The organism is Massilia sp. CF038 (assembly GCF_900129765.1).
Taxonomy (GTDB): Bacteria; Pseudomonadota; Gammaproteobacteria; order Burkholderiales; family Burkholderiaceae_D; genus Telluria_A.
Window position 1 is genome coordinate 160,863 of sequence record NZ_FQWU01000006.1, and the last position, 22,221, is coordinate 183,083.

Annotated in this window: 25 protein-coding genes; 15 read left to right on the forward strand and 10 right to left on the reverse strand. The window is 60.1% G+C overall.

What is annotated here, in order from left to right; all coding sequences use genetic code 11:
• Position 1: 1 nt before the first annotated feature.
• The 4 genes from BUC24_RS24920 to dnaA form a co-directional block, all read right to left on the reverse strand.
• Positions 2 to 730 (reverse strand): hypothetical protein, encoded by a 729-nt coding sequence (locus BUC24_RS24920; protein WP_073223192.1) that lies wholly within the window; start codon positions 728 to 730, stop codon positions 2 to 4.
• Between the two features lie 125 nt (positions 731 to 855).
• Positions 856 to 3,348, reverse strand: a complete 2,493-nt coding sequence (gyrB, locus tag BUC24_RS24925; RefSeq protein ID WP_073223194.1) for a DNA topoisomerase (ATP-hydrolyzing) subunit B — start codon at positions 3,346 to 3,348, stop codon at positions 856 to 858.
• A gap of 174 nt (positions 3,349 to 3,522) precedes the next feature.
• Complete coding sequence (gene dnaN, locus BUC24_RS24930) at positions 3,523 to 4,629, reverse strand: DNA polymerase III subunit beta (protein WP_026172098.1); 1,107 nt, start codon at positions 4,627 to 4,629, stop codon at positions 3,523 to 3,525.
• 179 nt (positions 4,630 to 4,808) lie between these two features.
• Complete coding sequence (gene dnaA, locus BUC24_RS24935; RefSeq protein WP_073223196.1) at positions 4,809 to 6,212, reverse strand: chromosomal replication initiator protein DnaA; 1,404 nt, start codon at positions 6,210 to 6,212, stop codon at positions 4,809 to 4,811.
• Positions 6,213 to 6,647: 435 nt separating this feature from the next.
• On the opposite strand from dnaA, the gene rpmH reads away from it, so the two are divergent.
• The 14 genes from rpmH to BUC24_RS25005 all read left to right on the forward strand — a co-directional run bounded on the left by rpmH (position 6,648) and on the right by BUC24_RS25005 (position 16,425).
• Positions 6,648 to 6,782, forward strand: a complete 135-nt coding sequence (gene rpmH, locus BUC24_RS24940; protein WP_010401996.1) for a 50S ribosomal protein L34 — start codon at positions 6,648 to 6,650, stop codon at positions 6,780 to 6,782.
• A gap of 32 nt (positions 6,783 to 6,814) precedes the next feature.
• On the forward strand, positions 6,815 to 7,207 hold the full coding sequence (gene rnpA, locus BUC24_RS24945; RefSeq protein ID WP_073223198.1) for a ribonuclease P protein component: 393 nt from the start codon (positions 6,815 to 6,817) through the stop codon (positions 7,205 to 7,207).
• A complete protein-coding gene (gene yidD / locus BUC24_RS24950) occupies positions 7,204 to 7,464 on the forward strand; it encodes a membrane protein insertion efficiency factor YidD (RefSeq protein WP_073223199.1) in 261 nt (86 codons plus the stop codon). Before rnpA ends, yidD begins: the two co-directional genes overlap by 4 nt.
• A gap of 11 nt (positions 7,465 to 7,475) precedes the next feature.
• Complete coding sequence (yidC, locus tag BUC24_RS24955) at positions 7,476 to 9,149, forward strand: membrane protein insertase YidC (RefSeq protein WP_073223201.1); 1,674 nt, start codon at positions 7,476 to 7,478, stop codon at positions 9,147 to 9,149.
• A gap of 159 nt (positions 9,150 to 9,308) precedes the next feature.
• Positions 9,309 to 10,688: a tRNA uridine-5-carboxymethylaminomethyl(34) synthesis GTPase MnmE gene (gene mnmE, locus BUC24_RS24960; protein WP_073223203.1), complete on the forward strand. Its 1,380-nt coding sequence runs from the start codon at positions 9,309 to 9,311 to the stop codon at positions 10,686 to 10,688.
• A gap of 199 nt (positions 10,689 to 10,887) precedes the next feature.
• Positions 10,888 to 11,286: a GFA family protein gene (locus BUC24_RS24965; protein ID WP_073223205.1), complete on the forward strand. Its 399-nt coding sequence runs from the start codon at positions 10,888 to 10,890 to the stop codon at positions 11,284 to 11,286.
• A gap of 88 nt (positions 11,287 to 11,374) precedes the next feature.
• Entirely contained in the window at positions 11,375 to 11,839 is a 465-nt protein-coding gene (locus BUC24_RS24970) for a GyrI-like domain-containing protein (protein ID WP_073223207.1), read from the forward strand.
• Positions 11,840 to 11,856: 17 nt separating this feature from the next.
• Positions 11,857 to 12,336 carry a VOC family protein gene (locus BUC24_RS24975; protein WP_073223209.1) on the forward strand — a complete coding sequence of 160 codons (480 nt, stop codon included), beginning with the start codon at positions 11,857 to 11,859 and terminating at the stop codon, positions 12,334 to 12,336.
• A 10-nt stretch (positions 12,337 to 12,346) separates the two neighbouring features.
• Entirely contained in the window at positions 12,347 to 12,772 is a 426-nt protein-coding gene (locus tag BUC24_RS24980; protein ID WP_073223211.1) for a YciI family protein, read from the forward strand.
• Positions 12,773 to 12,789: 17 nt separating this feature from the next.
• Positions 12,790 to 13,137: a GFA family protein gene (locus BUC24_RS24985; RefSeq protein WP_073223213.1), complete on the forward strand. Its 348-nt coding sequence runs from the start codon at positions 12,790 to 12,792 to the stop codon at positions 13,135 to 13,137.
• 11 nt (positions 13,138 to 13,148) lie between these two features.
• Positions 13,149 to 13,940 carry a YciI family protein gene (locus BUC24_RS24990; RefSeq protein ID WP_073223215.1) on the forward strand — a complete coding sequence of 264 codons (792 nt, stop codon included), beginning with the start codon at positions 13,149 to 13,151 and terminating at the stop codon, positions 13,938 to 13,940.
• A 3-nt stretch (positions 13,941 to 13,943) separates the two neighbouring features.
• Positions 13,944 to 15,203, forward strand: coding sequence for an RNA polymerase sigma factor (locus BUC24_RS24995; protein ID WP_073223217.1), 1,260 nt, complete (start codon positions 13,944 to 13,946; stop codon positions 15,201 to 15,203).
• 190 nt (positions 15,204 to 15,393) lie between these two features.
• A complete protein-coding gene (locus BUC24_RS25000) occupies positions 15,394 to 15,942 on the forward strand; it encodes a DUF1439 domain-containing protein (protein ID WP_229448736.1) in 549 nt (182 codons plus the stop codon).
• Between the two features lie 249 nt (positions 15,943 to 16,191).
• Positions 16,192 to 16,425 carry a hypothetical protein gene (locus BUC24_RS25005; RefSeq protein ID WP_229448738.1) on the forward strand — a complete coding sequence of 78 codons (234 nt, stop codon included), beginning with the start codon at positions 16,192 to 16,194 and terminating at the stop codon, positions 16,423 to 16,425.
• Here BUC24_RS25005 and BUC24_RS25010 read toward each other — a convergent pair.
• Together BUC24_RS25010 and BUC24_RS25015 are read right to left on the reverse strand one after the other, a co-directional pair.
• The gene (locus BUC24_RS25010) at positions 16,422 to 17,069 is read right to left on the reverse strand and encodes an Hpt domain-containing protein (protein ID WP_083599143.1); all 648 of its coding nucleotides are present in this window, start codon (positions 17,067 to 17,069) and stop codon (positions 16,422 to 16,424) included. The two genes, BUC24_RS25005 and BUC24_RS25010, sit on opposite strands and share 4 nt — an antisense overlap.
• Before the next feature lie 56 nt (positions 17,070 to 17,125).
• Complete coding sequence (locus tag BUC24_RS25015) at positions 17,126 to 18,070, reverse strand: CAP domain-containing protein (RefSeq protein WP_229448740.1); 945 nt, start codon at positions 18,068 to 18,070, stop codon at positions 17,126 to 17,128.
• 145 nt (positions 18,071 to 18,215) lie between these two features.
• Between BUC24_RS25015 and pssA the strand changes: the two genes are divergently transcribed.
• A complete protein-coding gene (gene pssA / locus BUC24_RS25020) occupies positions 18,216 to 18,995 on the forward strand; it encodes a CDP-diacylglycerol--serine O-phosphatidyltransferase (RefSeq protein ID WP_073223221.1) in 780 nt (259 codons plus the stop codon).
• On the opposite strand, the gene BUC24_RS25025 is transcribed toward pssA, so the two are convergent.
• The 4 genes from BUC24_RS25025 to BUC24_RS25040 all read right to left on the reverse strand — a co-directional run bounded on the left by BUC24_RS25025 (position 18,992) and on the right by BUC24_RS25040 (position 22,209).
• A complete protein-coding gene (locus BUC24_RS25025) occupies positions 18,992 to 19,918 on the reverse strand; it encodes an aldo/keto reductase (RefSeq protein WP_073223223.1) in 927 nt (308 codons plus the stop codon). The genes pssA and BUC24_RS25025 overlap by 4 nt on opposite strands.
• 132 nt (positions 19,919 to 20,050) lie before the next feature.
• The gene (locus BUC24_RS25030; protein WP_073223225.1) at positions 20,051 to 21,196 is read right to left on the reverse strand and encodes a D-alanyl-D-alanine carboxypeptidase family protein; all 1,146 of its coding nucleotides are present in this window, start codon (positions 21,194 to 21,196) and stop codon (positions 20,051 to 20,053) included.
• 53 nt (positions 21,197 to 21,249) lie between these two features.
• Entirely contained in the window at positions 21,250 to 21,891 is a 642-nt protein-coding gene (locus BUC24_RS25035) for an alpha/beta hydrolase (RefSeq protein WP_073223227.1), read from the reverse strand.
• On the reverse strand, positions 21,892 to 22,209 hold the full coding sequence (locus BUC24_RS25040; protein WP_073223229.1) for a (2Fe-2S) ferredoxin domain-containing protein: 318 nt from the start codon (positions 22,207 to 22,209) through the stop codon (positions 21,892 to 21,894).
• Between the last annotated feature and the right edge of the window lie 12 nt (positions 22,210 to 22,221).

Sequence of the window (22,221 nt, forward strand, 5' to 3'; positions counted from 1 at the left end):
CTCACACCTGCTCGACGGAAGGGGCGAAACAACCGTGCCGGTCGAGCCAGGCGTCCATCTCTGCCGATGGCTGATGCAGGATGATGAGCGACGGCGCGATCGCACGCTCGTCGTTGAGGAGCAGTGTGAACCCGGCACCGGAAACACGCCGTCCGCGCAATGGCCTCTGCCAAGCCACCTTCTTAACTCCGTTGACGGTTCGGAAATACGTCACGGAATCGCCGTCCAACGTGTACTCCGCATCGAACGGCGCTGCCTCGCGCGCTGCCTTGAGCAAATTGCGCGCGAGCTTTTTTGCGATGCTGCGCCAGAACGAAGGAGATGGCGTGATGAGCCACCGGTGGCAACGCGTGAGGAGGAAGCTCAGCATACCGGTCGCTGCAAAAAACAAGGCAAACAGCAATTCCAAGCGATAGCCCTGGTAAGGCAGGCCGCCTGTCATGGCGAGACCGAGCGCTACTAAAATACCAGTAACACTTAGCCAAAGAACGATTTTTGGTTGAGTCCGGATTAAGCCCTCGGCGCGGCCAAACCGTCGTCGACGGTCTTCCAACAAGCGCCCATAGAACAAATCGGTGAGCGCTTCCTCCAGGCGGCCAATGCTGGCGGAATCAATGGTGGAACGCAAGAGCAATGGCCCGGCAGGGGATGCCGTCTCGCGTGTGTGAATATTCAACGGGTCAATAATTTCGTTCATCGAATCAATGTATGCATCGAAAACGTGGATCATAGGACGTTATGGATGACGAAGCCAGGCATGTCGTCAGCATGTAAACTGAATCTCCTCCGCCGAAAACGAAAACGCCCGGTGTGACCGGGCGTTTTTATGCAGGATGGGACAGCAGCCCGACGCGATTACGCGTCGATATTCCCCGCGCGCAGCGCATTCGACTCAATAAAGTTCCGGCGCGGTTCCACCTCATCACCCATTAGCGTGGTGAAGATCTGGTCCGCAGCAATCGCGTCTTCAATCTGCACCTTCAGCAAACGGCGCACGGTTGGATCCATGGTGGTTTCCCACAGCTGCTCTGGATTCATCTCGCCCAGACCCTTGTAGCGCTGCTTCGTCACGGTCCGCTCGGCTTCATCACGCAGCCACTGCATCGCGTGGTGGAAGTCGTCGACTGCCGATTCTTTCACCCGGTCGCCTTCACCGCGGCGAATGAATGCGCCTTCACCGATCAAGCCCTTGAACGTGGCCGCTGCATTGGCCAGGGTGGCGTAGTCGCCGCCCTGTACAAAGTCGGCGTCGATCGAGCTGACCTTCACATTACCGTGATGCATACGCTCGATGCGCAGCGCGTGCTTTTCGCTCAGGTCATCGGAGCGCACCAGGATCTTGACCGCCTTGTCGCCAATGGTCGCTTCCATGGCCTTGGCCGACGCTTCCGCGTTTTCGATCGTGTCCAGGTTCAGTTCAACACCGGTCATGATGGCAGTCAGCGCAGCGCGGTCGATCACGCGGGTCAGGCGCATCATGATCGCGTTGGCCAGGTTGAACTGGCGTACCAGTTCGGCCAGCGCTTCACCTTCAATCGCGGGCGCGCCTTCGCGCGGCGTCAGCGCTGCGGTGTTCAGCGCCACGGTCATCATGTAGCTCGCTTCTTCGACGTCATCTTTCAGATAACGTTCGTCGCGGCCGGCCTTGACCTTGTACAGCGGTGGCTGCGCAATGTAGATGTGGCCACGTTCGACCAGCTGCGGCATCTGGCGATAGAACAGCGTCAGCAGCAGGGTGCGGATGTGGGCGCCGTCGACGTCCGCATCGGTCATGATGATGATGCGGTGGTAGCGCAGTTTTTCAACGTTGAATTCGTCCGGGCCGATCGAGGTGCCCAGCGTGGCGATCAGGGTGGTGATCTGTTCCGACGACAGCATTTTTTCGAAGCGCGCCTTTTCCACGTTCAGCACTTTACCGCGCAGTGGCAGAATCGCCTGGAACTTACGGTCGCGGCCCTGCTTGGCGGAGCCGCCTGCGGAGTCACCCTCGACGATGTACAGTTCGGACAGGGCAGGGTCTTTTTCCTGGCAGTCGGCCAGCTTGGCCGACAGGCCCAGGCCATCGAGCACGCCTTTGCGGCGGGTCAGGTCGCGCGCCTTGCGCGACGCTTCGCGCGCACGCGCGGCTTCGACGATTTTGCCGCAGATGATCTTGGCGTCGTTTGGCTTTTCGGCCAGGTAGTCGGTCAGGGTCTTGGCGACGATCTCTTCAACCGGGCCGCGTACTTCTGACGACACCAGCTTGTCCTTGGTCTGCGACGAGAACTTCGGCTCGGGCACTTTGACCGACAGCACGCAGGTCAGGCCTTCGCGCATGTCGTCGCCGGTGATTTCCACCTTGGCTTTTTTGGCGTACTCGTGTTCGTCGATGTACTTGTTAATCACGCGCGTCATGGCCGCGCGCAAACCGGTCAGGTGGGTGCCGCCATCGCGCTGCGGGATGTTATTGGTGAAGCACAGTACCTGTTCGTTGTAGGTGTCGTTCCATTGCATTGACACGTCCACTGTGATGTTGGTGCTCTGGTCCGACATGCGTTCGCCAGTGGCCTGGAACACCGTTGGGTGCAGCACGGTCTTGGCGCTGTTGATGTATTCAACGAAGCCGCGGGTGCCGCCTTCGAAGGCGAATACTTCTTCCTTGCCGGTGCGCTGGTCGGTCAGCTTGATGTTCACGCCGTTATTCAGGAACGACAGTTCGCGAATCCGCTTGGCCAGAATCTCGTAGTGGAATTCGACGTGGGTGAAGATTTCTTCGTCAGCCCAGAAGTGCACGTCGGTGCCGCGCTTGTCGGTTTCGCCGATGACTTTGATCGGGGAGACAGCTACGCCGTCGCGGATTTCGATTTCGCGGTTCTGCGGTACGCCGCGCACAAATTCCATGTAGTGGACTTTGCCGTCGCGGCGGATGGTCAGTTTGAGCAGCTTGGACAAGCCGTTCACGCAAGACACCCCCACGCCGTGCAGGCCGCCCGATACCTTGTACGAGTTCTGGTCGAACTTGCCGCCGGCGTGCAGTTCGGTCATCACGATTTCGGCCGCGCTGCGCTTTGGCTCGTGCTTGTCGTCGAACTTCAGGCCCGTTGGTACGCCGCGGCCGTTGTCGGTGATGGAGATCGAGTTATCCGAGTGGATCGTGACGTGGATCTCGGTGCAGTGACCGGCCAGCGATTCGTCGATCGAGTTGTCCAGTACTTCGAACACCAGGTGGTGCAAGCCGGTGCCATCCGAAGTGTCGCCAATGTACATGCCGGGGCGTTTGCGCACCGCTTCCAGACCTTCGAGGATCTGAATCGAGGCGGCGCCGTATTCTTCGATCTTGGCGGGAATTGCTGGTGTGTTCTCGGACATGGACTGCTTTCTCAAATAACTGATGTATCGGGTACTGGGGGTGTTGCCGTCGTCCTCGCGAAGGCGGGGACCTATACCATGTCACCGAATTCGGTACCGTGGTATGGGGGGCTCGCATGCGAGCCCGCCTGCGCGAGGGCGATATAAGTGGCGGAGCATGCTCCGCCCCTATTTTTAAATACGCATCGGCATCACGACGTACTTGAAGTCGGCGTTATCCGGAATCGAAATCAGCGCCGACGAGTTCGAGTCGCCCAACGAGATGTTGATCTGGTCGCACTTCAGGTTGTTCAGCACGTCAAGCAGATAGGTCACGTTGAAGCCGATGTCCACGCTGTCGCCACCGTAGTCGATCTCGAGTTCTTCAACCGCTTCTTCCTGGTCGGCATTGGTCGAGCTGATCTTCATGCTGCCTGGGGTGATGATGCAGCGCACGCCCTTGAATTTGTCGCTCGTCATGATCGCGGCGCGCTGCAGGGAACGCAGCAGTTCGTCGCGGCCAATCGTGAAGTCGTTCTTGTAACCCTTTGGAATCACGCGCGTGTAGTCAGGGAACTTGCCTTCCACCAGCTTGGAGACCAGCTCGATGTCGGCAAACGTCAGTTTGACCTGGGATGCGGAAATATCCAGCTGCACGGTCTCGTCGCTTTCTTCCAGCAGACGCTGCAGTTCAATGATGGTCTTGCGCGGAATGATGACTTCCTGGCGCGTGAATTCCTGTTCGGTTTCAACCTGGCAGAAGGCAAGGCGGTGGCCGTCAGTTGCCACGGCAATCACGTTGCGGCCGTCCAGCACCAGCAGCAGACCGTTCAGGTAATAGCGAATGTCTTGCTGCGCCATCGAGAAGTGCACCATGTTGAACAGGTGCTTCAAGGTCTTTTGCGGCAGCGTGACGGTGGCGTTGTAGGTGTCAGCGACGGCAACCGTCGGGAACTCTTCGGCCGCCAGGGTTTGCAGGGCGAAGCGCGACTTGCCGGTCTGGACCGTCAGGCGCTTGTTTTCCAGCTTCATCGTCACGTCGCCCGATTCCGGCAGCGCGCGCAGGATGTCGAGCAGCTTGCGCGCCGCGACGGTGGTACCGGCAACTTCGGCACCCGAGCCGATGTTGGCGTGCGTGGTGATCTGCACTTCGGTGTCGGTTGAAAGGAACGAGACGCTTTCGCCGTCCTTGCGGATGAGGATATTGGCCAGAATCGGCATAGTGTGCCGACGCTCGACAATACCGCTCACGATCTGCAGTGGCCGGAGAAGGGTATCTCGGGTGGTTTTGACCAATTGCATAGTAATCCTCGGTAGGTTGTCAGAATGTTACTTATAAGCTTGCTTCAAACACTATATTTTGCCAGAAATTTTTGAGCCTACCTCTACATCGCCCTCGCGAAGGCGGGGGCCTATACCACTGCGCCGAAGTTGTTCAGCATGGCATGGCCCCCCGCCTTCGCGAGGGCGATGTGAGCGACTCAACCTTTCAAGGTCTGTTCCAGCACGTGCAGCTCGTGGTTGCACTCGGCATTCTTGGTACGGTCCAGCGCAATCTTGCGCACTGCGTGCAGCACGGTCGTATGGTCGCGTCCGCCAAACAGCTCGCCAATTTCCGGCAAGCTCTTCTGCGTCAACTCCTTGGCCAGATACATCGCAATCTGGCGTGGGCGCGCAATATTGGCGGGCCGGCGCTTCGAATACATGTCCGCCACCTTGATGCTGAAGAAGTCCGCCACTGTCTTCTGGATGTTCTCAACAGAAATCTGGCGGTTCTGCACTGACAGCAAATCTTTCAGCGCTTCTTTCACCACATCGATGGTGATGTCCTTGCCGTGGAAGCGCGAATACGCCAGGATCTTGCGCAGCGCGCCTTCCAGTTCGCGCACGTTCGAACGCAGGTGCTTGGCCACAAAGAAGGCCACGTCATCGGAGAAGGTCACGCCTTCCGACTGCGCCTTTTTCAGCAGAATCGCCACCCGCATTTCCAGCTCCGGCGGCTCGATGGCCACCGTCAGGCCGGAATCGAAACGCGAGATCAGGCGGTCGTCCATGCCCGTGATTTCTTTGGGATAGGTATCGCTGGTGATGATGATTTGCTTCTTCGCGGCAATCAGTGCCTCGAACGCATAGAAGAACTCTTCCTGGGTACGGCTTTTGCCGCCAAAGAATTGAATATCATCGATCAGGAGCATGTCCAGCGAATGATAGTAATGCTTGAAATCGTCGAAACCTTTGCGCTGGTACGCTGTCACAACATCACGCACATACTGCTCGGCGTGGATGTAGCGAATGCGCGCGCCTGGCTGGTCTGCCATCACCTGGTTGCCGATCGCATGGATCAAGTGGGTTTTGCCCAGGCCCACGCCACCGTAGAAGAACAGCGGGTTGTACGACACGCCCGGGTTGTTGGCAACCTGAATCGCGGCAGCGCGCGCCAGCTGGTTGGCCTTACCGGTCACAAAGCTGTCAAAGGTCAGCTCGGTGTTCACGCGGCTTTGTTCACGCCGGGGCGGATTGCCGATGTTGAACATCTCTGGCGTACCTGGCTGCGCTTCGTTGCTGTTGCCGTTGTTGATGGTGCCTGGCATGGGGCCGTCGTTCGGGGCCGGATGGGGCGCCACCGCTTTTTTCGGCAGGGCATTCTTGGGGTCGAGCACGAACTGCACTTCGGTCGGCGCTTCCCAGAACTGGCAGGCCAGCTCGGTAATGCGGGTGGCGAATTGCGTCTTGACCCAGTCCAGCTTGAATCGATTGGGCGCAGCGATGCGCAGCTTGCCGTCTTCGTAATCGAGAGCGACCAGCGGTTTGATCCACGCACTGAATTGTTGCGGTGTCAGCTCCAGTTCCAACTGCGCGGAACAGGTCTGCCAGAAATTTTCCATGAATCGTCTGTCTGAATAAGGTGTGGAGGGGCGGTTCGATGATAGCGGTGCGCCACACGTAACACGCTATTCTACCCGCCATGGGCCGAGTTATCCACAGGCACGTGCGGTATTTTGGGGGTGGGAGAGAGGAATTAATTGATTAAGTGGCAAGCTCAACCGTGGTATAGGTCCCCGCCTTCGCGAGGACGATGTTTTGTCAGTACATCGCCCTCGCGCAGGCGGGGGCCTATAGCATCCGTGCACAGAGAGACTCCTCTAATCACCCCAATACCTTGACAGCGGGACTCAAAATCGTGTCTAATTCAGGGTTCCCCGCCCGTACTCCGTGCAAATAGGTCTTTTACGGCTTGTTGGTTTGGCTTAGCGGGTAAAAGAGACTGACGGGACGTCAGACCCGATTTTGCATTTAATTTTGCTTTAAGCGAGACCACCATGAAACGTACTTACCAACCTTCCGTCGTTCGTCGCAAGCGCACGCACGGCTTCCGCGCACGTATGGCTACCCGTGGCGGTCGCGATGTGCTCAACGCACGCCGCGCCAAGGGTCGCAAACGCCTGGCTGTATAAGTCTGGCACTTACTGCTGGATCGCGGTTGGCTATGACTAGCGAAGACTCACAAGACTTCGCGCGCGTTCGGCGTATCGTTAAAACGGATGAATTTTCATCCGTTTTTCGTTTGCGCCCTGCCCAAAAGTCGGCGCACTTTGTGCTCTACACACGCTCGAATGAATTGCCGCATGCGCGGCTGGGCGTCGTGGTGGCCAAGCGCTTTGCCCCGCGCGCAGTCACGCGCAACACGATCAAGCGCGTCACCCGCGAACTGTTCCGCTGTGCCAAGCTGCCCGCGATGGATTGCATCGTGCGTCTGGCGCGGCCGGTCAACAGCAAGGACGGGCCGGCCACGACGGCCGCGCTCAAGGCCGCCCTGCGCGCTGAAATTGCGCGCCTGTTCTCTTCGCAGGCCGGGCGACCGCCGAAAGCGGCGTCGTGAACACCTTGCTGGTCTGGATCCTGCGCGCCTACCAGCTGGTGCTGTCGCCCATGCTGGGCCAGCGTTGCCGTTTTTATCCCAGCTGTTCGCACTACGCCATCGAGGCGATCAACACCCATGGCGCCGCGCGCGGCAGTTGGCTCGCGGCACGCCGCGTTGGCCGCTGCCATCCATGGAACGAGGGCGGTTTCGATCCGGTGCCGCCCGCGCATGACAAGAATTCATCTACAACCGCTTGCGGTTGCCACCACTCCTGACCAATACCTCAATGGATATCAATAAACGTACTATCCTGTGGATCGTGTTTTCCATTTCGCTGGCGTTCCTGTGGGACAGCTGGATGGTTTCGCAAGGAAATCCATCCTTCTTCTCGATGACGCCGCCGCCAGCCAAGGTCGCGCCTGCAACGCCGGCCGGCGCAGCAGCCCAGACCAATTCTGGTGTGCCTTCGGGTATCACGGGCGCGGCCATTCCTGCGGTGCCGGGCGCCGCAGCGCCCATCAAGACCGAAGTCGTGACCATCACCACTGACGTGGTCAAGGTCGACATCGACACCAATGGTGGCGTGATCAAACGTCTGGAACTGCTGAAGTTCCGCGACAAGATCGACCAGAAGAAGAATCAAGTCCTGATGAACGTGAGCGACAAAGGTACGTACCTGGCCCAGACCGGCCTGGTCAATACCGTTGCTGGCCCGGTGCCACCGAATCACACCACGCCATTCGTGGCTGTGCCAGGTCCGCGCATGCTCAACGATGCAAACGAGGTCAAGCTGGTTCTGGAGGCAGTGCAGGACGGCATCAAGCTGACCAAGACCTTCACCTTCAAGCGCGGCAATTATGTGATCGACATGCTGCACCAGGTCACCAACAACGGTAGCGCGCCGATCAGCCCGCTGCTGTATCTGCAGCTGCAACACGATGGCAACCCACCGGAAGGCGACTCGTTCTTTACTTCGAGCTACACCGGTCCGACCATGTATACCTCGATCAACAAGTACGAAAAGCTGCAGTTCAAGGATATTGAAAAGAAGAAGGCCGACCACGTCAAGAAGGCCAACGATGGCTGGATCGCTATTTCGCAGCACTATTTCGTGTCGGCTTTCCTGCCGCCGCAAAATATGCCGCGTGATATTGAAACCCGCACCGATGCCGCCAACCTGTACGCCATCGCCACCAAGCTGCCGCTGGGCCAGATCGCACCGGGCGCGACTGTGTCGACCGATGTGCGCCTGTACTCGGGTCCACAAGACGAGAACCGGCTCGAGCAGATTGCCCCTGGCCTGGAACTGGTCAAGGACTATGGCTGGCTGGTGATGATCGCCAAGCCGATCTTCTGGGTGATGGACAAGATGCACAGCTACATCGGTAACTGGGGCTGGACCATCATTGCCTTCACGATCGCCATCAAGCTGCTGTTCTTCCCGCTGTCCGCCGCTGGCTACAAGAGCATGGCGCGCATCAAGGTGGTGACGCCAAAGATGCAGGCGATCCGCGAAAAGTACAAAGGCGACCCGGCCAAGATGAACCAGGCCACCATGGAACTGTACAAGACCGAGAAGATCAACCCGCTCGGCGGCTGTCTGCCGATTCTGGTGCAGATGCCGGTGTTCATTGCGCTGTACTACGTGCTGTCGGCCTCGGCCGAGATGCGCGGCGCGCCGTGGATCAGCTGGATCACCGATCTGACCCAGCCCGATCCGCTGTTCATCCTGCCGGTGCTGTACGCAATTTCGATGTTCATCACCACCAAGCTGAATCCGGCCCCGGCCGATCCGATTCAAGCCAAGATGATGCTGTTCATGCCACTGGCGTTCTCGGTCATGTTCATCTTCTTCCCGTCCGGCCTGGTGCTGTACTGGGTGGTCAACAACATCTTGTCGATTGCCCAGCAGTGGGTCATCACCAAGAAGTTCGAAGACGCTGCTGCCAAGAAAAAGTAATGCCACACCATCGCCCTCGCGGAGGCGGGGGCCCATAGCACGCTGAACGAATTCGGTAACGTGCTATAGGCCCCCGCCTCCGCGAGGGCGACGGTGCAAAAAGCCCGTGCCTATGCACGGGCTTTTTGCTTTCCAGCGTGAATAACATACAATCGCCCCATGAAACTCGACACTTCCCCCATCGCCGCCATTGCCACCGCACCCGGCCGCGGCGGGATTGGCGTCGTCCGCGCCTCCGGCAAGTCGCTGGCGCCGCTGATGACCGCCCTGTTCCCTGACGTCACGCTGGCACCGCGGCGCGCGACCTATCTGCCGTTTCGCAGTGCCGATGGCAGCATCATTGATCAGGGCATTGCGCTCTACTTCCGCGGTCCCCATTCCTACACGGGCGAAGATGTGCTCGAACTACAAGGCCACGGCGGCCCGGTGGTGCTGCAGATGCTGCTCACGCGCGTGCTGGAAGCGGGTGTGGAAAGCGGTCTGCGTCTGGCCGAGCCCGGAGAATTCACGCGCCGCGCCTATCTGAACGACAAGCTCGATCTGGCCCAGGCAGAAGCCGTGGCTGATCTGATCGATGCTTCGACCGAGGCAGCGGCCCGCTCGGCGACACAGTCGCTGTCGGGCGCGTTCTCCAAGACGGTCAACAAGCTGGTCGAGCAGACCATCGGCTTACGCATGCTGGTGGAAGCAACGCTGGATTTCCCGGAAGAAGAAATCGACTTCCTGGAAAAGTCAGACGCGCGCGGCCAGCTGGCCGTGATCGTCGATTCGCTGGAAGCCGTGTTCCAGCAGGCATCGCAAGGTGCGCTGCTGCGCGAGGGCCTGAATGTGGTGCTGGTGGGGCAACCCAACGTAGGTAAGTCCTCACTACTAAATGCGCTGGCTGGCGCCGATGTGGCCATCGTGACACCCATCGCCGGCACCACGCGCGACAAGGTCAGTGAAACCATTCAAATCGAAGGCATTCCGCTCAACATCATCGACACCGCCGGCATTCGCCTCATTGATGACCAGGTGGATGTGGTTGAACGCATTGGCATTGAACGGACCTGGGGCGAAGTGGCCAAGGCCGACGTCATCATGCATTTGCTCGACGCCGCCCACGGTCCTGCCAGGGCCGATGACGACATCATCAAAGCCTTCCCGGACGGCATTCCCGTCATTCGCATCTGGAACAAGATCGACTTGTCGGGGCACAAGCCGTCGGTCGCGGAAGCGGCGGATGCCACCCATGTCTACCTGTCCGCGCACGAGCACATTGGCATCGATCTGCTGCGCGCCGAATTGCTGCGTATTGCGGGTTGGCAGCAAACAGGGGAATCCTTGTTCCTGGCACGCGAGCGGCACCTGATTGCCTTGCGCTCGGCGCGCAAGCATTTGCAGATGGCCGAGGCGCATGCCGCCCAGACCGACCAGTCGCTCGACTTGTTTGCGGAAGAATTGCGGTTGGCGCAGGCGCAGCTGTCGAGCATTACCGGCGAGTTCTCCTCCGATGATTTGCTGGGCGTGATTTTCAGCCGTTTCTGCATCGGCAAATAAGCCACTACATCGTCCTCGCGGAGGCGGGGACCCATACCAATATAGCGCAGTGAATAAGATCTTCTTTGAGCCGGCGTGGCATGGGTCCCCGCCTGCGCGAGGACGATGCAGTGGCTGAATCCTGTGTCATGAATGTTCCCAATCTGATAAAGTCGACAACCTGAATCAGTCTTGTCCAACCCAGATTGGGAATACGATCATGCTGCGTGGTGGCTGTTATTGCGGTGCAATTCGCTACGAGGTAACGGGCGTCGTTACCAGTCAGTCTCTTTGTCACTGCGTACAGTGCCGTCGCACCACCGGGGCGCCTTGCGTCGCCTGGTTCACCGCACCGCGTGAACGGTTCCAGCTCGTTGCCGGCACGCCAGCCAGCTTCCGTTCCAGCGATCACGCCAGCCGCGGGTTCTGCGCTGCATGCGGCACCCAGCTGACCTTCGCCGACGACAACTTCCCCGGTGAAATCGACCTCACCACCTGCAGCCTCGACAATCCCGCACTGGTCCCGCCCGGGCGCCACATCTACACCCACAGCCAGTTGCCATGGCTCAAGGTCGCTGACGGTTTGCCCACGTTCAAGCACAGCAGCGTTGAAGGCTGAAAAATAATTCAAATTATTTTCGACAGCCTGTCGATTTCCTGTTTCGCCGCACGTCGTACTCATAACACCCCACAAAAAGGAAGACGCCATGCTCGAATCGCCGCACATCACCCGTACTGAAACGCAGCAAACTGCCGTGATCCATCTGACCATTCCCCGCGACCAGATCCGCCACGTCATGGGGCCTGGCATCGAAGAATTGATGGGTGTGGTTGCGGCGCAAGGCATTGGCCCGACCGGGCCCTGGTTCTCGCACCATCTGGCCATGCACCCCGACACCTTCGACTTTGAAATCGGCGTGCCTGTCTCGGGCCCGGTGCAGCCAGTTGGCCGCGTCACCGCCGGCAGCCTGCCAGGCGCACGGGTTGCGCGCACCGTCCTGCATGGCAATTACGACGGGCTTGGTCCGGGCTGGGGGGAGTTCATGGGCTGGATCGAAAGCCAGGGCCACCGGAGCGCGCCGGATCTGTGGGAAGTGTACGTCAAAGGCCCGGAGTCGGATCCCGATCCGTCCACCTGGCGCACCGAGCTGAACAAACCGTTGATCGATTAATTTAAAGGAGAACGACCATGACTGCAGCCGTCCAACCCATTCCATCCGATATGCGCACCATCACCCCGCACCTGGTTTGCGCCAACGCGCTCGAAGCGATCGAGTTCTACAAGCGCGCCTTCGGTGCGACCGATGCCGCCACCATGCTCACGCCAGACGGCAAATTGATGCATGGCATGGTGCGCATCGGCGACTCGGCCGTCATGCTGATGGAAGAAAATCCAGAGTGGGGCGCGATCGGCCCGAAAAGCTTGCCGGCCACCCCTGTCACCATCCACATGTACGTCACCGATGTGGACGCCGTCTACGCCCGTGCCGTGAAGGAAGGCGCCACCGTCAAGATGCCTCCGGCCGACATGTTCTGGGGCGACCGCTACGGTGTCCTGATCGATCCGTATGGCCACAGCTGGTCGATTGCCACCCACAAGCGCGACATGACGCCCGAACAGATGGCGGAAGAAATGAAAACCATGTGCGGTGAAGCACCACAACAATAAGGAGAGCGTTATGAAATTCATGATCATCGTAAAAGCCAGTGCCGACTCGGAAGCCGGAAAAATGCCTAGCGAGAAAATGCTGGCCGACATGGGCAAGTTCAATGAAGAGCTGGTCCGCGCCGGTGTGCTGCTGGCCGGCGAAGGCTTGCATCCGACCTCGAAAGCCAGCCGGGTACGCTTCAACGGCGACAAGCGCACCGTCATCGATGGGCCATTTGCCCCGACCACCGAGCAGATTGCGGGCTTCTGGCTGTTTCAGGTAAAGTCCAAGGAAGAGGCAATCGAGTGGGTCAAGCGCTGCCCAAGCCCGATGGAAGGCGAATGCGAAATCGAAATTCGCAAGATCTTCGAGGCAGACGATTTCGGCCCTGAACTCACGCCCGAATTGCGCGAACAGGAAGAACAGCTGCGCGCGCGCATCGCTGAAAAACAATAAAGTTCGAAGGGGACGACATGACATACAAGGGAAGCTGTCACTGCGGCAAAATCGCCTTCGAGGTGCAAGGCGAACTCACCGAGGCAATGGCCTGCAACTGCTCGATCTGCCAACGCAAGGGCGCACTGATGTGGTTTGTGCCGCGCGACAGCCTGACCTTGCGCACGCCCGCCGATGCCATGTCGACCTACACCTTCAACAAGCATGTGATTGAACACCATTTCTGCCCGACCTGCGGCATTCATCCGTTTGGCGAAGGCGTCGACCCCAAGGGCAATAAAATGGCAGCCGTCAACGCCAACTGCCTGGAAGGCGTCGACCTCAGCAGCCTGAAGGTGCAACATTACGACGGCCGCAAGGCTTGAAGGGGAGGGCCATGCAATACATGATCTTGCGGCGCGCTGATCGCCGTTCCGAAACAGGCCGTCTGGCGCCGCCTGAAGACAGCCTGCTGTTTGCCAGCTTGCAGCCCAGCGCCAACGCGGTACGCCTGCGCTTGCGTGACGGCGAAGCCAGCGTCACGCCTGGGCCGTTCCCTGATCCCGCGGAAATGATTGCCGGCTTTGCCATCGTGGATGTGCCCGACAAGAACGCGGCCATCGACTGGCTGCGCGCCTGGCCGGCAGAAGAACAGCCGGTGGAGCTGGAGATTCGCGAAAGCGGCTGCCCCGGCGGCTGTGCCCAGGTTGTGCCCACCGAGGTGGCTGGCCTGGAAAACCACAAGCGCTTCGCCGTCCTGCTGCGCTCGAGCGATGATCTGGAAAACGAAGTGCCGGTGCCGCAAGCGATGCTCGACGCGCTGGACGTCCACAATGCCGCCGAGGCCAAGGCGGGCGTGCTGCTTGCCGCCGATGGCTTGCGCGGCAGTGCACGGGGGGCGCGTGTCAAGGTGGCCAAACACAGTTTCTCCGTGATTGACGGTCCGTTCACCGAAATCAAGGAAATGATTGCCGGCTTCTGGCTGATCCGGGCGCCCTCGATGGAAGATGCAATTGCCTGGGCCAAGCGCAATCCCTATCCCGTCGGTTCAAATGTCGATGTCGAAATCCGCGCAGTATTTGACAGCGCGGCCACCGTCAACGCCTTTCCACCGGACCAGCAGGCAGCCGAGCAACATATCCGCGCCGAACAGCTGGAAGCGGGCATGCGTGCACACTTTACCGCTTAAGGCATGAGCGCCAGCGATGCCGGCCGGGTGGCCGAGGCGGCCTGGCGCATGGAGGGCGCGCGCATCATCGGCGCGCTGGCGCGCATGCTGCGCGATGTCGGCCTGGCCGAAGAGCTGGCGCAAGATGCCATGGTCAACGCGCTCGAGCGCTGGCCTGCCGACGGCATCCCCGACAATCCGGCCGCCTGGCTGATGGCGGTGGCAAAAAACCGCGCACTGGACCATTTACGCCACCAGAAAATGGCGCAGTCCAAGCAGGCAGCGCTGACCTACGAAATCGAAACCCAGTTGCAGGATGCCGCCCCCGATCTGGATGCCATGCTGGACGACGACATCGGCGACGACCTGCTGCGCCTGATGTTTGTTGCCTGCCATCCGGTTCTTTCGACCGAGGCGCGGGTGGCGCTCACGCTGCGCTTGCTGGGCGGCCTGACCACCGATGAAATCGCGCGCGCCTTCCTGGTATCCGAACCGACCATTGCCCAGCGCATCGTGCGCGCCAAACGCGCACTGGCCGAAGCGCGGGTGCCCTTCGCTGTGCCGCAGGGGGAGCAACTGGTGGCGCGCCTGGCATCAGTGTTGCAGGTTCTGTACCTGATTTTTAACGAGGGCTATGCTGCCACCACCGGCCGCGACTGGCTGCGGCCGCAATTGTGCGAGGAAGCCTTGCGCCTGGGCCGTATTCTGGCCGAGCTGATGCCTGCCGAGCCAGAGGTGCATGGCTTGGTGGCCCTGATGGAGATCCAGTCCTCGCGTGCCCGCGCGCGCGTGGGGCCAGGCGGCGTCCCGGTACTGTTGCTGGACCAGGACCGCAGCCGCTGGGACCAGCTGCTGATCCGGCGCGGACTGGCTGCGCTTGAGCGCGCCACGCAACTGGGGCAGGGCTACGGGCCGTACGCACTGCAGGCAGCTATTGCCGCGTGCCACGCCCGCGCTGTGGTGCCGGAGCAAACCGACTGGCATCGCATTGCTGCGCTGTACGATGCACTGGCACAGCTGGCGCCGTCGCCAATTGTCGAACTGAACCGCGCCGTGGTGCTGTCGATGGCCTACGGCGCGGCAGCCGCGCTCGAAGTGGTGGACCGGCTTGCATCGGAGCCCGCGCTGAAGAATTATCACCTGCTGCCCAGCGTGCGCGGCGATCTGCTGGCCAAGCTGGAGCGATACGCCGAAGCGCGGATCGAATTCGAACGCGCGGCGCAGCTGACCAGCAACGAGCGCGAGCGCGACTTGCTGCTGGCACGTGCACGTGCGCTGGCGTAAACGGCTGCCATTCACCACCACATCGCCCTCGCGCAGGCGGGGGCCCATAACATTTCCCCGGATTCGGAAGAGTGGTATGGGCCCCCGCCAAGGGGGCCGCCGAGGCCGAGGGCGATGTGGCGGCAGCACGATGTGGCGGCAGCGCGATGTCGTGGCGACGCAGCTGATGCGCATGTGCTACGCTTTTAGCATGCTCAAATTCCGCACACTTCTCCCTCTGCTGGCCCTGGCCTTGCTCACCTCCTGCGCCAGCCTGGTCGGCCCGCGCGATATCGAGCTGCCGCTCACCAAGCTGCAAAGCGGGCTGGAACGGCGCTTCCCGATCAGCAACCGTATGCTTGAATTATTCGACGTTGAACTCTCGCGTCCTCAGCTCTCACTGCAGTCCGATGCCGGGCGCGTGGGCCTGTCGCTTGATGCAGTGGTCGCCCCTGCTTTCCTGCGCCAGTCGTGGCGCGGCAATCTCGGACTGTCGGGCCGCCTGTATATCGATCCTGTCCGCAATGCCGTGATGATGGCAGAGCCGCGGGTGGAAACGTTCACCGTCGATGGCGTGGACGCGGCGCGCCAGCGGCAGCTTACCGGGGTGGCGAATGTCCTGATGGAGAAGGTCGTTTTGGACACGCCGCTGTATCATTTTCGCCCTGACGATTTGCGCTATGGTGGGGTGCAATTTGTGCCGACCCGCATTGCGACCAGCGCGCGCGGCCTGGTGGTAACGGTCGAGCCGGCGAAATAGGCAATCTCAATCCTGCTATGATTTATCGTCATGGAATCTATTGGCGTCGCGCGAATGTTCAGTAGTATGATGATTTCCAAGCGGCAATAACTGTCCAGATTTACAGCATTGCGGCAGCTTCTGTTTGCGTGCAAACTTGGCAGTTCGTGCTCGCCTTTGCTGCGCTTTGCGTTTTGTCATACGCCTGATATTCCACTATCGTAATCTTGCTGTAAATCTTTGATGTGCTGCCATGCTTTGGGGGTGATCTTGGGAACCATACAGGAAAGTTTGCAGGAGAAGGAGGCGGCCAGCGAGCCGCGTCCCGCTGGCGCGGCGGCAACGCCAGCGCGTCCGCGCCATAGCCTGCAGCCCAAAGGATCTTGCTGGTATTGCGACAAGCCGGTCGACAATGTGCGTCGTTTTTGCGGCAAGGAATGTGCCGATGCGTTTGACGAAGAGGCCGAATACAATGCCGACGCCGCGGCCGATCCCGAGCGCTAGATGCCGCTGCCGCCCGAGGTCTCGCCCAGCACCTCAAGCGCTTCATCGAAGTCGAACTCATGAATTGCTTCGCTAACGCGTTGCAAGGCTGCATCTCCCAGGATCACGCGCAGACTGGCGCTTGATTCTTCCAGTAAATCAATCGCGGCGCCGTCGCCGTGCGACAACAACTCCATCAAGTGACTCAGCAAGGCCGCGTCTTCCATCAAGGGGCGGGAGGGAACTTGCACCGGCATGCCAGGTGGCGGACTGCCTTCCAGCAGCACATCAAGCAGCAGCAGCACGCGCTGGAATTCCGGGGTGAGCGAGGCCAGCAGCTCGCGTTGATCGTCACTGTCCGTGCGGATCGCCTGCTCCAGTTGCGAGGCGCGCTCCTGCAGCCGGTGGGCACCGATCATGCCGGCAGCCCCTTTGAGCGAATGCACCAGCCGATGCGCCAGATTTTTGTCATGGGCCGCCAGCGCAGTGCGGATGGGCAAAGTGGAATCCTGGTATTCGCGCCGGAAGCGGCGCAGCATGCGCGCGTACAAATCGCGATTGCCCATCAGACGTTCGATCCCGTCTGCCACGTCGACAATGTCGCGTGTTACGGGATCGGCGCGTAGTTCGATCTTGTCGGGCGAGGTCGTTGTTTTCTCTGTCATGGGCAATCAGGGGCTTGGCCTGTCGCCAAACGATACCAGAAGTCCGTCCTCTCAGACTATTTCGTTGTGAATGACCACGTCTTCACGATTGGCAAGCCGTTGAGCGTGCCGGTGAAACTCACATCATAGATCGTGCCAGGCAGCAGTACGCTGAGCGGAATGATGGCGGCTGCCGATTTGGGCGTGTGCAGCTGATCGGTGGCGTTGCTGAGCAGCTTCACATTCAGCGCGCTGCCGCCACGCGCTTGCATGGTAAAGCTGGTGACGATGATGGTCACGTCGCCATCGGCATGGACGCTGACGGGGTAGCCCACTTCGTTCTGGTTGTCGACCGGGTCCGGACTTTCAAAATCGCTCATGAAATTGCGGGTGACCCCGGTCTGGCCAGCGGTGGGCCAGGTCGCCAGCTTGTCCGCACCCAGGCCGGCGCCCAGTCCCTCGTTGGCCGCGAAATTGATGGTCAAAATGGTATAGCCGTTCGTGCCCGTGACGGATCCGCCGCCAATTTCCTTGAATTTCGGTTCAAAAATGACGAAACGATGGTAAATCGCTGTGATCAATTCTTCGGTCAGATAGAAGCCGGAATTGCTGGTCGCCGCAGAAATGACCTCGCCGATAAAATAACTGCTCTTCAGGTAACTGACCTGGCGCAGGCGGTCGGCCAGGGTGGCCCCGGTGAATCCGGGCTTGCCCGCTTCCTGCTCGTGGCTGACCGTGTTTTGTTGCTGATAGCTGGAGTGGCGCTGCGCGGCCAGATCAATGAGGGCGTTGCGCTCCAGTTTGGGCAGTCCGCCCTGCACGCGCCGATAGTTGGCCCAGTTCACACCATCGGTGGCGATGTTCCCGCTTGCCGCCGGTGCACCCGGCTCCACCGGCGTGACCGGGGGCGGGGTAGAGGTTACGGGAGCGGGAGAGCCGCCGCCACCGCCGCAGGCCACCAGGGCCCAGGCTGTGACCAGAGCCGCTGCGGTACTGTACCAGCCTTGTTTTGTTCTCATCATGTCTCTCGCAATAAAGTCTTATAAGGCAGATTCTAGGCCAAATTGATGTATGGCGACATTTCTTTGGGGTGGAAGGAAAGCCACAGGGGGAAACGAGGCTGTAAAATACCTTTTCAATCATTTTCTACCTGGACTGCGACTTCTTTTGAAACCGACTCGTCAACAGCGCCTTGCGCGGGCCAAGTTCGCCTTGCCCAGTTCCGTCACCCTGCTGTCGATTGCCTGCGGCTTTGGCAGTATCGTGCTGTCGGTCGACAATGCCCGGATCGGTGACGCGTCCAACTACCGCATGGCGGCCTTGCTGCTGGTGGCGGCCGGCGTGTTCGACGCGCTCGACGGTTTCGTCGCGCGCATGACCAAGACCTCATCCGAATTTGGCATGCAGCTCGACTCGATTGCCGACGTCATGAATTTTGGCTGCGCGCCCGCCATGCTCTTGTACTGCTACGGCTTCACCTTGCTCGGCCCACAGCACCCAACCCTGCTGCGTGCTGGCGGCCTGGCCTGTTTCATCTTTGTGGCCTGCGGTGCGCTGCGGCTGGCGCGCTTCAATGTCAGCGTGGGCCGCACCGATCCACGTTACTTTGTCGGCATGCCCATTACGGCCGGGGCAGCTTGCGTGGCATCGGTGGTGGTGGCCTGGCCGGCGCCGCTGGAACAGATGGGACAAGCCTTGTGGCTGATTCTGCTGATGGTGGCAGTGGGCACCCTGATGGTGTCCACCGTCCGTTTTCCAAGTTCCAAACAGAAGAAGAGCCCGCTGCTGTTCGGCTTGCTCGGCGCCGGGCTGGCGCTGCTGGCCTATCTGCAGATGCAGTTCTTTGTCCTGTTCTTCTTGCTGTATGTCAGTGCTACGCTGCTGATCAACATCGGCTGGCAACTGGGCTGGCGCGGCCTGGCCCAGCCCGAAGTGTTCCAAGATTAAGCCACTTCGTGGCCGCGGGCGGCGCGCAGGATAGTGAACCAGTCGGTCTTGCTGAGCGTGAACTGCGTCCCCGCCACCGCCACGGCAATTGCCTCGATGCGGCCGGTCCCGGTCAGCGGTACTGGCTTGCATGGCAGCTGCATGATCCATGCAAACACCACGCTGGCAAACGGCTGACCAAGCGCGTCGGCAATGCCTTTGATTACCAAGCGCAAGTTGTCCGCATGTTCTTCGCCGCCATTGAACAGGCGGCCACCAGCCAGCGGTGACCAGATCATGGGCGCCACGCCCTTGTCCTGCAAACCGTCAAAGGTTTCATCGAACATGGGCGCGGTGTGCAGCGGCGAAAATTCGACCTGGTTGGTGGCCAGGGCAATGCGGCGGTCCAGCGCCTCGAACTGGTGGCGGCTGAAATTGGAGACCCCGAAATGCAGCACCTTGCCCGCACTGCGCAAGGCCTCGAAGGTACGCGCGATTTCGTCGAAATCCATGAGCGGATCGGGACGATGGATCAGCAGCAGATCAAGCCGGTCGGTCCCAAGCTGACGCAGCGATTCTTCGACCGAGCCAATGATATGGCTGGCGCTGGTATCGTAGTGCTGGATCGTGTGCAGGGGCCGCTGGGGCGACACCAATTTGATGCCGCATTTGGAAATCAGTTCGATCCGGTCGCGCAGCGATGGCTGCAGACGCAGCGCGTCGCCAAACAGCGATTCGACGCCGTAGCCGCCGTAAATGTCGGCATGGTCGAAACTGCTCACACCCAGATCCAGACAACGCTCGATGAAGGCGACGCGCTGTTCGGCCGACATGCCCCACTCCGTCATGCGCCACATCCCGGCCACGATACGCGACAGCGTTGGGCCGTTGGGACGGGTGGCAACGCGTGGACAGCTCAGGTTGGCGGGGAGTGGGTGGGACATCGTCTTCCTTCGGAAAGATATTCGTTCAGGCAATTATAACGAAACATCGCCCTCGCGCAGGCGGGGGCCGATCCCACGCCACAAAATTCGGTCACGTGGGACAGGCCCCGCCTGCGCGAGGGCGATGCTGTATTACTTCATCCAGAGCCGGATCGAATCCCAGGCGCGTCCAAAGATCGAGGCCTGGCTGACTTCTTCCAATGCCACGACCGGCAATTCCATCAGCGGCTTGCCATCGACCATCATCTTGAGCGTGCCGACCTGCGTATTCAGCGGCAAGGGCGCCACCAGCGGATCCTTGCGCTCAAGCACAGGCTTCATCTTGCCAGCCACGCCTTTTGGCACCGTGACCATCACGTCGCTGGTGAAGCCAATCTTGACTGTGCTGGAGGAACCCTTCCACACTTCAGGCTGTTGCACAACCTGGCCCTTGGAGTACAGCTTGACGGTATCGAAGTTCTGGAAGCCCCAGTTCAGCAGTTTCTGGCTTTCCTGGGTACGGGTCTGATCCGAATTGGTGCCCAGCACCACGGAAATCAGGCGCCGCTGCAGGTTGCCGTTCGGGCGCTTGGCCGAGGCAATCATGCCGTAGCCGGCAGCTTCGGTGTGGCCAGTCTTCATGCCATCGACGGTCGGATCGAGCCACAGCAAGCGATTGCGGTTCGGCTGCGTGATCTTGTTATACGTGAAGCTCTTGACCGAATCGATCTTGTAGAACTCCGGGAAGTCGACGATCACACGTGCGGCCAGGATCGACAGATCGTGGGCAGTCGAATAGTTTTCGGCACTTGGCAAACCGTGCGGATTGCCAAAGCGCGTGTCTTTCATGCCCATGCGCTGGGCTTCTTTGTTCATCAGGAACACGAAGGCGGCTTCGTCGCCGGCGACCGCTTCGGCCAGGGCGACGGCGGCGTCGTTACCGGACTGCACCATCAAGCCGTGCAGCAGATCGTTGACCGACACCGGGGTGGCGGGATCGATGAACATTTTCGAGCTGCTGGCGTCTACCTTCCAGGCCTTGACCGAGACATTGATCATCTGGTTCAGCTCGAGCTTCTTGTCGCGCAGCGCGGCAAAGGTCAGATACGCCGTCATGATTTTCGTCAGCGAGGCCGGCTCAATGCGTGTGTTCGGTTCCTGCGAGGCGATCACCTGGCCGCTGGTCGCGTCCAGCAGCAGCCACGAGCGCGCGGCCACAGTCGGCGGCGGCAGGGTTTGGGCAACAGCGGCCGAAATGGCCAGGACACTGGCTGCCAGTGCCACAAGTAATTTTTTCATGGGATTGTTACTCAAAAAAGTGGGGGTACAGAAAGATGCGCCCAATTATAGCCCTAGGCCGCGCTGTCGCCGTCACGCGGCCACAGTTGAATCACCAGATTTTTAATGTGACCAAGCTTGCGGTGGAAGAAGTGATCGGCACCGGGGATGATGATCACCGGAATATCCTGCGGGCGTGCCCAGTCAAGAACTTGCGTCATGGTAATAGTATCGTCAACTTCCCCGTGAATCACGATGCTGTCGGCAGGCACATCCGGTACCGGCCATTTGCCAGCGGCCGTGCCGACCAGCACCATCCGCTCGATGGCGCGGCCTTGCGCTTGCAGGCGCTGCTGCAGCTGCGCCATCACAAACGTACCGAAAGAAAAGCCCGACAGGGCGATCGGCAAGCCAGGGTACTGCGCCTGCATGTGTTCCAGCATGACCAGCATGTCGTCCGTTTCGCCATTGCCATGGTCATGCACCCCCTCGGAGGCGCCGACACCGCGGAAGTTAAAGCGCGCCGCCACGTAACCGAGCGCCACAAACGTGCGCGCCAGGGTCACGGCCACCTTGTTGTCCATGGTGCCGCCATACAGCGGATGTGGGTGGGCAACAAGCGCGATGCCGCGTGGCGCTTCGGAAGGCAGATCCAGCAGGCATTCCATCAACCCCGCGCCGCCGGTCAGGGTAAATTTGTCTGAATTCTTGTTCATTTAAATCTTGAGACGGTCGACGACCTTGCCGCCGACCAGGTGGGTATCAATGATGTCGTCAATGTCGCTGGTGTCAACGTAGGTATACCAGGTGCCTTCCGGGTACACCACCAGGACCGGGCCTTCTTCGCAGCGGTCCAGGCAGCCGGCCTGGTTGACCCGGATCTTGCCGGCCCCGTTCAGGCCCAGCTGCTTGATGCGCTTCTTGGCATGCTGCTGTGCTTCCTGCGCGCCCTGCTTGCCGCAGCAAGCGCGCCCGTCTTCGCGCATATTCATGCAAAAGAAAACGTGTTTGTCGAAATACGGTGTGTCGCTCATGGTGTCTGTGCT